The organism is Bradyrhizobium sp. WBOS07 (genome assembly GCF_024585165.1).
In the GTDB taxonomy this organism is placed as follows: Bacteria; Pseudomonadota; Alphaproteobacteria; order Rhizobiales; family Xanthobacteraceae; genus Bradyrhizobium; species Bradyrhizobium japonicum_B.
Genome location: NZ_CP029008.1, coordinates 4,512,326 through 4,526,908 on the forward strand (window position 1 = coordinate 4,512,326; position 14,583 = coordinate 4,526,908).

Genomic DNA, 14,583 nt, shown 5'->3' on the forward strand with positions numbered 1-14,583 from the left:
CATTTCTCATAATGCACGGAATCGTGGGCACGCTTCCGCCTTCGCTCTTCGAGCTACGCGGAAGCTTTGCCCAACCTACGGCATCTCGCTAAACCGACTCACACACGAACGCGTTGCCCTTGCGCCTGATCTTACCGATCGACGGCGACGGAAAATGCGCGGTGCAGCACAGCGTGTCGGTGTCGCAATAGCGCTCCAGGAAGCTGCGGCGCGTCGTGGCTGCCTTGGCCGGGTCGACGTCGAACTTGATCGACAGCTCCGGATAGAGCGTCTGCAATGGCGAGTGCATGAGATCGCCGGAGAACACCGCATCGTCCTTGCCGCGTCCCATCGTGATTGCGATATGGCCGGGCGTGTGACCGGGCGTCGGCAGGATGCGAACGTGATCGCCGATCTGGTGGTCGTTGCCGACGAGTTCATGGCGCCCGGCCTCGACCACCGGCAGCACGCTGTCGGCGAAAGGCGGGACTTCCGCCTTCGCGTTCTGCGCGAACCAGTGGTCGAATTCCTGCTTGGCGAACAAATAGCGCGCCTTGGGGAAGGTCGGCACCCAGCGGCCGTTCTCGAGCCGCGTGTTCCAGCCGACGTGATCGACATGCAAATGCGTGCACATCACGAAGTCGATGTCCTCGACCGAGAACCCCGCGGCATCGAGGCCGCGCAAATAGGTGTCGTCGGTCTTCATGTTCCATTTCGGCCGCTGCGGCCGCGGCTTGTCGTTGCCGATGCAGCTGTCGACCAGAATGGTGTGATGCGGAGTCTTCACGATGTAGGACTGGAAGCACAGCAGCAGCACGTCCTCTTCGTCCAGCGCCTTCGCCTCGCGCATCCACGCTCGGTTCTCGGCCAGCACGTCCGGCGTCAGTCTCGGCAGCATTTCCAGGGCCGGGACGAAGGAGGTCTCCTGCTCGATGACGCGATGGATGGTGAGATCGCCGACTGAGAACTTCAGGCTCATGAGAACTCCCGCACTTTACGCCGCCGGCGGCACCGAGATCTTCACAGAGGGCCGCTCCAGCATCTTCTGGTGGAAGGCGTCGAGCTTGGGATAGGCCTTGCGCCAGCCGCAATCGGCGAAGCGGAAATCGGCATAGCCGAGCACGCAAACGAGGCCGATCTGCGAGATGTCGAACGGGCCGTTCAGGACCTCGGGCATGTTCTCGAAGCGCGCCATGCCGGTCCAGGCCCTGTTCCAGTGGTCGTCCGACCAGGCCTGCCATTGCAGGCCTTGCGGCCGCACCAACTTCTCGTAGCGGCACAACAGCATGGAATCGAGCATGCCGTTGATCAGCGAGTGGTTGGTCTTGGCCTTCCAGCGCCGCGGGCCGTAATCGGGGATCAGGCTGCCGCCGGCCATCTCGTTGAGATATTCGACGATGACGTAGGAGTCCAAGATGACGTCGCCGTCATTGGTGATCAGCACCGGCAGCTTCTTCAGCGGCGTGATCTTCGAATAATCTTCGTTGGCCGTGCCTGGCGCGACGCTGGCGGGCGTGAACTCGATCTTGTCGATCAGCCCGAGCTCGATCGCTGCGATACGGACCTTGCGGGCGAACGGCGAGGCGGGGGAGAAGGTGAGCTTCATGGGAAATACCTCTATCCAGACACACAGTCCTCATCCCTAGGGAGCGCGCCCCTTGGCGCGCGTCTCGAAGGATGGACAACGAGGGATGGTCTCTCGTCACCCGGCGCGAACGTCGGGCAACCGTGCTTGTGGCGCATCCTTCGAGACGAGCGCGTTGCGCGCTCCTCAGGATGAGGGCGGAGGCTTACGCCGCCACAATCTCCTGCCTCTGCTCGCCGAGGCCCTCGATGCCGAGCGTGACGACGTCGCCGACATTGAGGAATGTCGGCGGCTTCATGCCGAGGCCGACGCCGGGCGGGGTGCCTGTCGTGATGACGTCGCCGGGCAGCAGCGTCATGAACTGCGAGACGTAGGAGATGCACTTGGCCATGGAGAAGATCATGGTTTTGGTCGAGCCGGTCTGGCGGCGCTGGCCGTTGACGTCGAGCCACATCGACAGGTTCTGCACGTCCTTGATCTCGTCCTTGGTCGCGAGCCACGGTCCGAGCGGGCCGAACGTGTCGTGCGACTTGCCCTTGGTCCACTGGCCCAGGCGCTCGATCTGGAAGGCGCGCTCGGAGACGTCGTTGCAGACGCAATAGCCGGCGACATGGTTCAGCGCGTCGGCTTCCGAGACGTACTTGGCGCGGGTACCGATGATGGCGGCGATCTCGACCTCCCAGTCGAGCTTGGTCGAGCCGCGCGGCTTCTCGACCGGATCGTTCGGGCCGGACAGCGAGGTGTTGGCCTTCATGAAGATGATCGGCTCGCTCGGAATGTCGGCGCCGGTCTCCTTGGCATGGTCGGAATAGTTGAGGCCGATCGCGACGAATTTCGAGATGCCGGTGACGGGGGCGCCGAACCGCGGCTTGCCGGAGATTGCGGGCAGCGAGGCGGGATCGAGGCCTGCCAGCTTCTTCAGGCTCTCCGGCGAATAGGCCTCGCCCGTGAGGTCCTTCACATGCGCGGAGAGGTCGCGCAACTGGCCGGATTTGTCGATCAGGCCGGGCTTTTCCGCACCCTTCTCGCCGTAACGAACAAGCTTCATTCTCGTTTCTCCCTGGAGATTGGACCGATCGGTTAATAGCTTCATGGAACAGGGCGGCTGGAAATTCAACCGTCGAAAGGCGGCGCATTGCAGGCTTCTGGATTCGGTGGGCGCGATCGTATCCCGGACGCGGTGCAGCGTGAAACGCTGCTCCGCAGAGCCGGGACCCGGATCACGTTCGCCGCAAGCGCGCAGCATGGGCCCCGGCTTGGCAGCGCATCACTTCGTGCTGCGCAGCATCCGGGGCACGAGACCTAGCCCAGCGCCACGAACCGGAACGCGTCCCCGTCCCGCTCGATGTGGCCGGCCGTGAAATGGCCGCCGATCACCAATGTCGGCGTGTCGGCAAAGCGGCCGAACAATTCCCGTCGCGTCCTGGCCGATTGCGCCTGGTCGGAATCCGCGGTCGAGGACCAGTCGAGGTGCGTCATCTGGCAGGGGTGATGGGCGACGTCGCCGGTGAGCAGGCCCTGTTCGCCGTCCGACCGGATGAGAATGCTCATATGGCCGGGACTGTGGCCCGGGGTCGGGATCATGCTGATCTCCTCGCAGAGCCGGTGGTCGCTCGCGATCAGATCGGCCCGGCCGGCATCGACGATCGGCTGCACGGAATCGTTGAACACCGCCGCCTTGTCCGGCTCGGTCGAATGGTCGCGCCAGTGCTCGTATTCGGTCTTGCCGAACGTAGCGCGCGTTTGCAAAGGCCGGCACCCATTTGCCGTCCACCAACTTCGTATTCCAGCCGACGTGGTCGACGTGAAGATGCGTGCACAGCACATTATCGATGCTCTCAGGCGCAAAGCCGGCCGCGCTCATGGTCTCCAGGAACGGCGTGCTGCGGTTGTTCCAGGTCGGAACGTTGCGGCCCTGCTTGTCGTTGCCGAGCCCGGTATCGACCACGATGCGGCGCGAAGGCGTCTCCACCACCAGCGAATGGATCGACATCTTCAGCCGGCCTTCCTCGGTGGCAAAATGGGGGATCAGCCAGGGCAGCTTCTGGATCTCCTCGTTGGTCGCGAGCGGCAGGATGAAGCGGGTCGAGCCGACCGTCTCCAATTCCACCACCTTGGTGATCTTGACCCGACCGACCTTCCATTGCATCCGGCACCTCTCATGGTCTTGTTTTGGTGCCGAAACATGCGCCGTTTCCGCCATGATGCGCAATGGATCATCTGACGCGATGCGGCGTTATCGCCGGAACCGGAGGAGGAGCCATGCCAGAGCTTGCAATATCCGCTGACAAAGTCGCCTTCATCATCGAGAAGGCGCGCGAATTCGACGTCAAGGAGGGCGATTCCGATCCGGATTCCGGCTCGAACCCGAGCGATGACGATGCGCTCGACGTTCTCGAGGACGACGGCTCCGATCCCGTCGTCCAGGAACTCGGCAGCTTCATGATCGCCTTGAACGAGGACGAGCAACTCGATCTCGTCGCGTTGACCTGGCTCGGTCGCGGCGACGGCACGATCGACGATTGGGACGATCTACGCGCCCGCGCGGCGGAGGCCCGCACCGAATATCGCAGCCCGCGCCGCGAAACGGTGCACTATCTGCTCGGCGAGCCCATGCTCGGCGATCTGCTCGCCGACGGGCTCGATGCATTCGGCATCGACTGGAGCGACGAGCGCACCACGGCGGATTCGTCCGGCCCCAGCCAGCAGGACGAGGACGAGCCAACCAAGCAGCGGTGAGCTTCTAGGCTCGTACGGAAAGAGCCAACGACGGTCTGCGCAGGACCGTCATGCCCGGGCTTGTCCCGGGCATCCACGTTCTACGTGCTCTGCGGCAAGTCGTGGATGGCCGGGACAAGCCCGGCCATGACGACGTGGATGCTTCGGCGGCCTACAACAGCAACTACAGCGTCCCCGGGAACGCGCCGCCGTCCAGCAGGATGTTCTGGCCGGTGATGAAGCCGGCCTTGGCGCCGCACAGGAAGGCGCAGGCATAGCCGAACTCGTCGGGCTGGCCGAAGCGGCCGGCGGGATTGAGCTTGGCGCGCTCGGCCAGGATCTGCTGCGGCGTGACGCCACGCTTGTCGGCTTCGCCCTTCGCAGTGCTGGTCAGGCGGTCGGTCTCGAACGGGCCCGGCAACAGGCCGTTGATGGTGACGTTGTTGATCACCGTCTTGCGCGACAGGCCGGCGATGAAGCCGGTGAGGCCGGCGCGCGCGCCGTTGGAGAGGCCGAGGATGTCGATCGGCGCCTTCACCGCGGCCGAGGTGATGTTGACGATGCGGCCGAACTTACGCGCCATCATGCCGTCCACGGTCGCCTTGATCAACTCGATCGGGGTCAGCATGTTGGCGTCGATCGCCTTGATCCAGTCGTCGCGGGTCCAGTTGCGGAAATCGCCGGGCGGCGGGCCGCCGGCATTGTTGATCAGGATGTCGGGCTCCGGGCATGCCTTCAGCACGGCCTCGCGGCCAGCCGGCGTCGTGATGTCGCCGACGATCTCGGTCACCGTGACCTCGGGATAGGCCTTGCGGATCTCGTCGGCCGTCTTCTTCAGCGCCTCGGCGCCGCGCGCGGTCAGCGTGACGTGAACGCCGGCATCCGCCAGCGAGATGGCGCAGGCACGGCCGAGGCCCTTGCTGGATGCGCAGACGATGGCGCGGCGGCCTTTGATCCCAAGATCCACTGTTTCACTCCCGTAAATGTCAGGCAGGTTTTGGATAGCGGACACTTTAACCAATCGTGGCGCCGCTGATAAGGCACGGGCTCGCACCAAAATGCATGCGCCCGGCGCCAGCGATGCAAATGCGCCGACCGAGCATGATCCGGAAAAGTGTGTAGCGGTTTTCCGAAAAGATCATGCTCAAGGAAATGATCTAGAGCGCGATCATATCGCGCTCTAGATCCGCCGTTCCTGCTTGATGCGGTCGATCGCGGACGCGGCCTCAGGCGGCAGCGATTTGAAGCCCATCTGCCCGGCCATCGAGAACAACGGCCGCAGATGCGAGCCGGCCAGAAACGGCGGCTGGCGATTGGCCGGCACGATCTGGTCGAACACCAGGACCAAAGTGGTGGCGACGAGGCCGACCCTGACGGCGCCGAGCGCGGCGCCCCCGAGCCGGTCTCCGAGGCCGGCCTCGCCGATGGTGTCGTTCAGCGCGATGCGGCCGATATGCCCGAACAGCATGCCGACCACGACGAAGATGCCGAAGAACCAGATCCAGTTCTGCAGCAGCGGCGAATTCGGGTTGCCTGCGATCTGCGGCGCGATCAGCGGCATCAGCGAGACCGCGATCGGCGCGGCGAGGAGATAGGCGAGGATGGTCATGGCGCTGCGCAGCAGGCCGGTCCTGAACCCGAAGCCGACCGCGACGGCGAGCGCGGCGTAGACGGCGAGATCGAAACTGTTCATGCGCGCAACCCTGCCTTGACGGAGCAAGTGAACGCAAGTCCGATCATTCCGGTTTCAGATCGCTAAAATCGTCTGTATTTTTGGCCAGCGCTACGCGCAGGAACCCGCCGCACTGCAAATGGATTCACTCCGTTGTCGTCCCGGACAAGCGCGCCCTCAGGCGCGCGCAGATCCGGGACCCATAACCACAGGACGTGATTTGGCGAAGACTCGGAGTTGCCATCGCGTCCCACACTTCTCTCTGTGGTTATGAGTCCCCGCGCTCGCGGGGACGACAGCGGAAGATGACGCGGCGACATCGTCCCTCAACTCGTCCGCATCTCCGCCCGGATCATGTCCGCCGCCTTCTCCCCGATCATGATGGTCGGCGCATTGGTGTTGCCGCCGATCAGGGTCGGCATGATCGAGGCGTCGACGATGCGCAATCGCTCGACGCCGTGCACCTTCAGCGCCGGATCGACCACGGCCATCGCATCCGTCCCCATCTTGCAGGTGCCGACGGGGTGATAGACGGTGTCGACGCGCTGGCGCAGGATGGCGCGGATGTCGTCGTCGGTCTTCACGTTCGCCGTGAACATGTCGTGCTTCTGCAGCGCGCGCAGCGCCGGCGTCTCCATCAGCCGCCGCGTGGTCTTGAAGCCAGCGACCAGGGTCTCCAGATCGTCGTCCTCGCCGAGAAAGTTCGGATCGATCATGGGAGCTGCGAGCGGGTCGGCGCTTTTCAGCCAGACGCTGCCGCGGCTCTTCGGCCTGAGCAGGCAGACATGGCATGAGAAACCCGCCTGCTTGTGCTTCTTGCGGCCATGGTCGTCGAGCATCGCGATGACGAAGTGCAGCTGGATGTCCGGCACGTCGAGGTCGGGCCGGGTCTTCAGGAAGCCGCCGCACTCGGCGAAATTGGTGGTGATCAGGCCGCGCCGTTCGCGGCGGTATTGCCGGACGGCGCGGAGCAGGGACGGCAGCCGGCCGAGCGAAGCGTGAACGAAATGCGGATAGTCGGAGGCGTAGACGAACACGAAATCCGGATGGTCCTGCAGATTGCGCCCGACGCCCGGCAGATGATGCACGACGCCGATGCCGTGCGCGGCGAGCGCATCGCCGTCGCCGATCCCCGACAGCATCAGCAATTGCGGGGACTGGAAGGCGCCGGAGGCGATGATCACCTCGCGGCGGGCGCGCAGCTGCTTTGTCTGCCTGCCCTGCACATATTCGACGCCGACCGCGCGGTTGCCTTCGAACAGGATCTTCGTGGCGTGCGCGCCGGTCTCGACGCGCAGATTCGCGCGTTTGCCCATGTGGGGCTGCACATAGGCGCGCGCCGCGCTCCAGCGCTCGCCGTTGTGCTGCGTCGCCTGGTAGCTGCCGAGGCCTTCATGGTCCTCGCCATTGAAGTCCTCGCGGATGCGAAACTGCGCCTCGCGCGCGGCCTGATGGAAGACCTCGTGGATCGGATTGTCCGAGCGCAGCCTGTTGACATGCAGCGGGCCGCCCTTGCCATGATACTCGCCGTCGAAGTCGGAATTGTCCTCCGAGCGCTTGAAATAGGGCAGCACGTCGGCATACGACCAGCCGGCATTGCCGAGCGAGGCCCAATGGTCGTAGTCCCGCTTGTGGCCGCGGATGTAGACCATGGCGTTGATCGCCGAGGAGCCGCCGAGGCCCTTGCCGCGCGGCTGATATCCGATGCGGCCGTTTAATCCCTTCTGCGGCACGGTATCGAAGGCCCAGTTGGCTGGGCTGTATGGCAGGGCGAGCCCGAACGGCGTGGTGATCCGCCAATTGTCGTTGCGTCCGCCGGCATCGAGCAGCGCGACGGATGTCCCCGAATCCTCCGACAGCCGCCCCGCGACGGTGCAGCCGCCCGAGCCCGCGCCCACGACGATGAAATCGAATGTGTCAGTCACTTGTTTCCCCCTGTCTCTCGTCATTCCGGGGCGCGCGGAGCGCGAGCCCGGAATCCATTGATCCGCATGACGTGATGCGAAATGGATTCTCATGTGCGCAATTGCGCACCATAGTTCGCTTCGCGCCCCGGAATGACTGATACCTACGACATGAACCGCATCAGCTTCTCCAACCGCGCGATCTTGCCGCCATAGGGCGGATAGAGGTCGGCGAGGCGGTTGAACTTGGAGCGATAGAACACCGGCTTCAGCTTGCTGAAGGTGCGAAAGCCCCATTCGCCGTGATAGGCCCCGGTGCCGGACGCGCCGACGCCGCCCATCGGCTGGTTGACTTGCGTGAAGTGGAACAGGCAGTCGTTGATGGTGACGCCGCCGGAGACAGTGCGCGCCAGCACCTCGTCGCGCGCGCCGCCGTCCTTGCCGAACCAGTACAGCGCCAGCGGCCGGTCGCGATGGTTGATGAAGGCGATGGCATCGGCGGAATCGCGAATGCCGAGAATAGGGAGCACCGGCCCAAAGATCTCCTCCTGCATCACCGCCATCGCTGCGGTCGCGCCGACGATCAGCGTCGGCGGGAATTTGCGGTGCGCCTTCCAGTTCGGATCGTCCGCCATCGCCGGCTGCAGGATTTTTGCGCCGCGCTGCGCCGCATCGGCGACCAGGCTTTCGAGCCGTGCATAGTGTCGGTCCGAGATGATCGAGGTGTAGTCCTTGTTGGAAGGATCGGTGCCGAACATCCGCCGCATCTGGGCCCGCACCTTCTCGGCAAAGGCCTGCAGCGATGGCTCCGGCACCAGCACGTAATCCGGCGCGATGCAGGTCTGTCCCGCATTGAGCAGCTTGCCGTAGGCGATGCGCTCGGCTGCTTCATCGAGGTCGGCCGAGGCGTCGACGATCGCCGGCGACTTGCCGCCGAGCTCGAGCGTGACAGGCGTCAGGTTGCGCCCCGCGGCCTCCGCGACCAGCCGCCCGACCCTGGTCGAGCCGGTGAAGACGAGGTGATCGAACGGCAGGCGCGCAAAGCCTTGCGCGATCTCGCCCTCGATGCCGGTGACGAGCAACTCGGTCGCATCGAACCTCGCGGCGATCGTCTGCTTCAGCAGGGCTGCGAAGTGCGGCGTCAGCTCGCTCGGCTTGATCAGCACGCGGTTGCCGGCGGCGAGCGCGCCGATCGCGGGCGCGAGCGTGAGCTGGAGCGGATAATTCCAGGGCGCGATGATGCCGACGACGCCGAGCGGCTGCGGCATCAGCCGGTTGCGGGCGGGGAGGAATTGCAGCGCGGTCGCGACCCGCTGCGGCGCCATCCAGGCCTTCAGGTGCTTGGTGGCGTGCCGGATCTCGGAGAACAGCAGCATGGTCTCGGCGATGGTCGTCTCGACCGCCGAGCGGTGGCCGAAATCGGCCGAGATCGCCTGCCGGAAGCGCTCCTCGTTGTCGGCGACGACGGCGCGCAGCCGCGCCAGCCGGTCGAGCCGCTCGGCAAGGCCTGGCGCGGGCTCGTCCCGCGACCGCGCGACCATGGCGTGGAAGGCCTCTTCCAGAGCCCGCAGCGGGGCGCTCGTCAGGGATTTGTCCACGGCGTTCCTCCCTTCAGCTGCGTTTCAGCTGAATCTTGTTGCCGCAAGCTGTCCCTTTGTGGAACTTCTGGCAAGACCTCAGGGAAAGCAGCGGAAATCGGTCGATTCCCCTGTCATAAAGTCGAAAAAAACGTCCCCGCAGCCCTTTCCAAAGCCGGCCCGCCTTGATACATACGCCCCGCACCCGATGGGCACTGCCCCGGGGTTGCCTTCCAAGGAAGCCTTTGGGACGGACTGGAAAAGCCACGCGAACAGCGCCGGCCTCAACCGACCGTCCCGGCATTTAACCGAAGGCATGCAAGTGTTTAACGCGGGGTGGAGCAGCCCGGTAGCTCGTCAGGCTCATAACCTGAAGGTCATAGGTTCAAATCCTATCCCCGCAACCAAGATAAATGTTTGATCTCAAACTGAAAAAACCCGCCGGCGGCGGGTTTTTTCATGCGTTGCCGATGCTTCCCGCGCATTATGATCCGTTATGCTTGAAAGCCCATTATTATCAGCATGTTATATCGATCCTGTCCTATCGGTTGCCGAGCGTTACAATTTTCTGCATGGCACATGAAATTTTGAAGGCGAAGTATCCTACGCGTTGATGACTTGGCGAGATCGGTCGCTACCCTATGTTTGGTGAAACAACCCTCCGCCTAAGGTGCTCCCTTTCGTGTCAGGCTATGTCGACTTAAAGCGAAGCTTCGTGCCTGTTGCTGACGACGCGGAGCCGGAGCTTGCCATTGGCCACCTCTGGGGCCGCAAATACGGCGGTTGGCTGGATTGGCCTGACGTTCTCAATCACCCGCGTGTTGTTGTGCTTGCCGAAGCGCAAAGTGGCAAGACCGAGGAGTTCAAGAACACCACCGCCGAATTGCGTGATCGCGGTACTCCGGCCTTTTACGCGACGATCGAGCAACTCGCGGAAGGTCGCCTGAACCTCAGTCCCCCACAGCGAGCGCTCTTCGAGAGTTGGAAGGCTGGAGCAGAGCCGGGCTGGTTTTTCCTGGACTCTGTCGACGAGGCTCGGCTCAACCGCAAGAAATTTGACGATGCACTCCATTATCTGGCTGCGGAGATCGGCGCGGCCTTGGCCCGCGCAAGCATTCTTGTCTCCTGCCGTGTCAGCGATTGGAAAGGCAAATCGGATCGTCAAACCATTCTCGATATTCTGCCGGTGCCGCCGCCTCCGCCAGCGCCCGCACCGCCACCGGCGGTCGATCCCGACGCCGCGCTCCTCGACCCAATTTTCGAGCGTGAGGAGCCGGAAAAACCCAAACGCACCGAAAAAGGTGAGAAGAAGAAGCCGGATGACTTGCTGGTTATCCGGCTGGTGCCGTTGACGGACGAGCAGCGGAAGGCGTTCGCGCTCGCGAAAGGCGTCCGCGACGTTGACGCATTCATGGCGGCGATTGATCGGCAGGGGTTGGACGTGCTCGCCGAGCGCCCCGGCGATATGCTGGACCTCATTCAATACTGGGCCGATCACAACAAGTTCGGCACGTTGACGACGATGACCGAGGCGGCCATCGAGGCCAAGCTGCGTGAACCAGATCGGTACCGTCCCGATAATACCGATCTGGCGCCCGCGAAAGCGCGCGCGGGCGTCGAGCGTGTCGCAGCAGCATTGACTCTGGCGAAGACATTCACGCTCATCGCGCCCGGGCAAGAGCCCGATCTGGGACTCGCCTCTGGAGCTCTTGATGCGGTAGAACTTCTCAATGATTGGAACGTCGCCGAATCCAACGCCTTGCTCCGGCGCGGAATTTTCGCGCCATCGACTTACGGTCGGGTCCGCTTCCACCACCGTTCGACCCAGGAATATCTCACCGCTTGCTGGCTCAAACGGCTCCTCGACGGAGGATGCCCGCTGTCGGAAGTCTTCGGACTGATTTTCACTGAGCGCTACGGTGTCGAAACTGTAGCGCCTTCCCTGCGTGCCCCCGCCGCGTGGTTAGCCCATCACTATCCCGATATTCGCGATGAAATCATTCGCCGCGAGCCGCTCTTGCTGATCACCTATGGCGATCCTGCGGCCCTTTCGATCGAAAGCAAGACGGCGGTGCTGTTAAACCTCGCCCGCAAACATGCCGCGGGTGAGATCGCAGATGACAGTATCGATCGCCGTGCCTTGGGGATGTTCGCATCGCCGGATCTTTCCGATGCGATCCATGAGGCGTGGAAAATCAACTCCCGTGCGGACTTCCGGAACGATCTTATTCGCACCGTGCGCGAAGGGCGCATCGCGGGATGCACAGATCTTGCCGAAAAAATAGCGTGCGATGGTCAGCAAGCCGATCAATCACGCATCACGGCCGTAGATGCGTTGGTGGCCTGCGAAGCTGATGATGCCCTTCGCAGGGTCACGGCCGACTTGATGGGCGCTCCCGCCAAGGCCAGTCCGCGCCTTGCTGCCGGCTTCGCCAGAGCCCTGTTCCCGAGCTACCTCAATGTCGTCCAGCTCCTCACATTGATTGATAAGGCAAAGCCGCCGTCCTCAAGCTCGGCCGAAGGATTCGCCTACGCCATTGACGAGCTCTGGCAGGCATGTCCAGCCACCGACAAACCGGCCTTGATCGCGGGGCTTGCAAAACTTTGCGCGCAGCCGCCATTTGTTCATGAGTACCGGCGGGTCGCGGCACGCCAAGGAGAGCTTTCGAGGCATCTTGGTAACATTGCCTTCGAAGCCGTATCCACATTAGGCGACCGTTCGCCGTCTCCCGATCTCATCGCGCTGCTGGCCGTTGTTGAGCGCGCTGAACGGCCTATTGGGCACGAGGGCGATGGGCCGGAACTCAATCTGCGCGTCAGGCAAAATCGGGCCTTGAACCGGGCCTTATTCTGGCATGACGCGGAAGAGGCTCGCAATGCCGGTCATACTGTCCAAGATCATTGGCAGGTGCATTTCGGCGGAACGCCATTGTGGGCACTGGAGAGCCCCGACCTCGAATGGCTTCGCGATGACTTGAAGAACAAGCCCTTGCAGGACGACCGGCGCGTTGCGCTCAGTGCCCTCGTGCAGTTGATCGGCTCACAACTGAAGACCGAGGCGCCCGCGCTGCGCAAGCTTATTGGTAAAGATCCCAAGCTGCGGGAGGACTTGAGGGCCTTCCTGCGGCCACGGCCTGTAAGTCCCGCCATTCGGCGTATGAACGAACGGTCGGCTAAGAACAAGACTGAAAAGGAAGCGCGCAAGGAGCGCGACAAGGCTACATGGCGCGATTTCCGCGATAAACTTCAGGCGAATATCCCGGCACTCAGCGATCCTTCCACCGTCGTCGCCGGAACGGGATTCTGGGGCCTTCACAACCTCAGCCAATGGCTTCTCAAGAAGACGCGCGAGCAGGCTCCTTCCGCGATCCGCCAGTGGCGATTGCTGGAGCCAGCCTTCTCCAAGGAGATTGCGGAGGGTTATCGCGATGGCATGAAAGCGTTGTGGCGCGTGCAGCCGCCGGAGAAGCCCGTTCACGCGCCCGGTGGAGGGACCACCGTCAAGTGGATTACAATTTACGCTTATGCAGCCATCGGCTTGGAAGCCGCTGACAATCCGCGCTTCCCGGAGCCCCTTTCTGAAAGCGATGCGCGGCGCGCAATCCAGCACGTGTGCGCTTCCGAACAGGGCTACCCCGATTGGCTGGATGGCATGATCAAGGCGCATCCAAAGATCGCCGTTCCGCTCATCCGAGCCGTCTTCAAGGATGAATGGGACGCTGCGGAGAGCCGCGTTTCTTATTTCCTCTATCACTTCGCGCAGAATGCGGCCGCGATTCATCCCGACCTTCAGTCCGCGATCTTTGACGTGATCTCCACGAGCGAGCCCACGCAAATCAACACGTTTGATCGCGGCCTTGACATCGTTCGAAATCTTTCTCTGTCCGACGCGCAGCGCGCTGCGCTGCGGGCCAGGGCGGCCGCGCGCTTTGGTGCGTTGAAGAAATCGAATACGGTATGGGCCGCGCGCTATATTGCGCTCCTCTTCTTGCTCGGTGAACCCTCCGCGGTCACCTTGCTTACCGCCTGGCTCCGTGGCGAAAAGCCGTCCGCACGCCAGACCCTTACGATTACCGTGCTTGGTCTTCTGTTTGGAGGGCACCATCCTCTGATCGTAGGTGTGCTCGCGGCGTTGTCGATTCCGATACTGAGCCAGTTAACCCTGTTCGCGTATCAGGAAATTCGGCCGGACGAAGACAATGTCCATGAGGGAATGTATTCACCCGACGATCGGGACGATGCGGAAAACGCTCGCAGTGCGATCCTCAAAGCTTTGATGGACAGCGAGGGACCCGCAGCCTTCGAAGCCATGATCCGCCTTTCACGTCATGCCGCGATGACTGCGCGCCGCATTCGCTTTCGAGAATTAGCACGCCGGATGGCGGAGCGTGACGCAGACGTCGTGGCGTGGTTGCCGCAAGACGTGGTCGCTTTCGAGCGCGAGAAGATCCTTCCAATAAAAACCGGCCGGGACCTCTATCGCGTCGTTCAAGCCATCATCCGCGAGATCGACTGGGAGTTTGTCAACGCGGATGCGAGTGCTCGCGCGGTTCTGGAGACCGCGAAGGACGAGAACGCTGTCCAACAATGGCTGGCGGCCGAAATGAAACAGCGCGCCAAAGGCCGCTATCATGCCTCGCGCGAGTCGGAGGTAGCCGAGGGCAATATGCCCGACATCCTCGTCGCCGCTATCGGCTCGCTCGTCGAAACAGCTGTTGAGGCCAAACACGGCGGAAAGGGCTGGAGTACCAAGGCGCTCGAGGACGCGTTGCGCGCTCAGCTTGCAGAGGATTATCTACGCCCGGCGGTACGCCGGCATGGTGTCCTTGTTGTTACCAATCATAAGCAGCGAGGCTGGCAGCACCCGAAGTCGCGCAAGGCGATGACCTTTCCGGAGATGATCGCCTACTTGAACGGTGTTGCCGCCACACTGCGAAAGAACAAGACGGGAGAGATCACCGTTAGTGTCATCGGCATAGATGCCGTCAAGAAGCCGCGAACACGGGCAGCCGAAAAGCCGAGGAAGCGGACTGCAAAGCGGAAGCCCCGGCGCTCCGGCAAGCGTGCCTCGGCGAATAAGCGAGGTTCGCGCCGATGAGCGTTGATGCAACGACAGCGTATTTCGACGACATCGTCGCGCGTGTGGCG

11 protein-coding genes and 1 tRNA gene are annotated in these 14,583 nt (G+C 62.9%); 4 read left to right on the plus strand and 8 right to left on the minus strand.

Features of this window, described 5'->3' with window-relative positions; translation table 11 throughout:
- Positions 1-88: 88 nt before the first annotated feature.
- The 4 genes from DCM79_RS21535 to DCM79_RS21550 all read right to left on the minus strand — a co-directional run bounded on the left by DCM79_RS21535 (position 89) and on the right by DCM79_RS21550 (position 3,539).
- Positions 89-958, minus strand: a complete 870-nt coding sequence (locus tag DCM79_RS21535; protein WP_257176242.1) for an MBL fold metallo-hydrolase — start codon at positions 956-958, stop codon at positions 89-91.
- 15 nt (positions 959-973) lie between these two features.
- A complete protein-coding gene (locus DCM79_RS21540; protein ID WP_257176243.1) occupies positions 974-1,585 on the minus strand; it encodes a glutathione S-transferase family protein in 612 nt (203 codons plus the stop codon).
- A gap of 184 nt (positions 1,586-1,769) precedes the next feature.
- Positions 1,770-2,612, minus strand: coding sequence for a fumarylacetoacetate hydrolase family protein (locus tag DCM79_RS21545; RefSeq protein WP_257176244.1), 843 nt, complete (start codon positions 2,610-2,612; stop codon positions 1,770-1,772).
- Positions 2,613-2,831: 219 nt separating this feature from the next.
- The gene (locus DCM79_RS21550) at positions 2,832-3,539 is read right to left on the minus strand and encodes an MBL fold metallo-hydrolase (RefSeq protein ID WP_373568123.1); all 708 of its coding nucleotides are present in this window, start codon (positions 3,537-3,539) and stop codon (positions 2,832-2,834) included.
- Between DCM79_RS21550 and DCM79_RS31855 the strand changes: the two genes are divergently transcribed.
- The gene (locus DCM79_RS31855; RefSeq protein WP_373568144.1) at positions 3,427-3,852 is read left to right on the plus strand and encodes a hypothetical protein; all 426 of its coding nucleotides are present in this window, start codon (positions 3,427-3,429) and stop codon (positions 3,850-3,852) included. The genes DCM79_RS21550 and DCM79_RS31855 overlap by 113 nt on opposite strands.
- Entirely contained in the window at positions 3,827-4,303 is a 477-nt protein-coding gene (locus tag DCM79_RS21555; protein ID WP_257176245.1) for a DUF3775 domain-containing protein, read from the plus strand. The genes DCM79_RS31855 and DCM79_RS21555 overlap by 26 nt, the downstream gene beginning before the upstream one ends.
- Positions 4,304-4,466: 163 nt before the next feature.
- On the opposite strand, the gene DCM79_RS21560 is transcribed toward DCM79_RS21555, so the two are convergent.
- From DCM79_RS21560 to DCM79_RS21575, 4 genes are all read right to left on the minus strand, one after another.
- Positions 4,467-5,249: an SDR family oxidoreductase gene (locus tag DCM79_RS21560; protein WP_028138631.1), complete on the minus strand. Its 783-nt coding sequence runs from the start codon at positions 5,247-5,249 to the stop codon at positions 4,467-4,469.
- Between the two features lie 213 nt (positions 5,250-5,462).
- Positions 5,463-5,975, minus strand: coding sequence for a CvpA family protein (locus tag DCM79_RS21565; protein ID WP_257176246.1), 513 nt, complete (start codon positions 5,973-5,975; stop codon positions 5,463-5,465).
- Positions 5,976-6,280: 305 nt separating this feature from the next.
- Complete coding sequence (locus DCM79_RS21570; RefSeq protein WP_257176247.1) at positions 6,281-7,879, minus strand: GMC family oxidoreductase; 1,599 nt, start codon at positions 7,877-7,879, stop codon at positions 6,281-6,283.
- Positions 7,880-8,022: 143 nt separating this feature from the next.
- Positions 8,023-9,456: a coniferyl aldehyde dehydrogenase gene (locus DCM79_RS21575; protein ID WP_257176248.1), complete on the minus strand. Its 1,434-nt coding sequence runs from the start codon at positions 9,454-9,456 to the stop codon at positions 8,023-8,025.
- A gap of 309 nt (positions 9,457-9,765) precedes the next feature.
- Here DCM79_RS21575 and DCM79_RS21580 point away from each other — a divergent pair.
- Positions 9,766-9,842: transfer RNA gene (locus DCM79_RS21580), tRNA-Met, on the plus strand.
- Between the two features lie 275 nt (positions 9,843-10,117).
- Positions 10,118-14,533 carry a hypothetical protein gene (locus DCM79_RS21585; RefSeq protein WP_257176249.1) on the plus strand — a complete coding sequence of 1,472 codons (4,416 nt, stop codon included), beginning with the start codon at positions 10,118-10,120 and terminating at the stop codon, positions 14,531-14,533.
- The last annotated feature ends 50 nt before the right edge of the window (positions 14,534-14,583 follow it).

Coding starts and splice junctions, on each gene's coding strand:
- DCM79_RS21565 (WP_257176246.1), bottom strand. CDS start 5,975: ATGAACAGTTTCGATCTCGCCGTCTACGCCGCGCTCGCCGTCGCGGTC.
- DCM79_RS31855 (WP_373568144.1), top strand. CDS start 3,427: ATGGTCTCCAGGAACGGCGTGCTGCGGTTGTTCCAGGTCGGAACGTTG.
- DCM79_RS21545 (WP_257176244.1), bottom strand. CDS start 2,612: ATGAAGCTTGTTCGTTACGGCGAGAAGGGTGCGGAAAAGCCCGGCCTG.
- DCM79_RS21535 (WP_257176242.1), bottom strand. CDS start 958: ATGAGCCTGAAGTTCTCAGTCGGCGATCTCACCATCCATCGCGTCATC.
- DCM79_RS21555 (WP_257176245.1), top strand. CDS start 3,827: ATGCCAGAGCTTGCAATATCCGCTGACAAAGTCGCCTTCATCATCGAG.
- DCM79_RS21540 (WP_257176243.1), bottom strand. CDS start 1,585: ATGAAGCTCACCTTCTCCCCCGCCTCGCCGTTCGCCCGCAAGGTCCGT.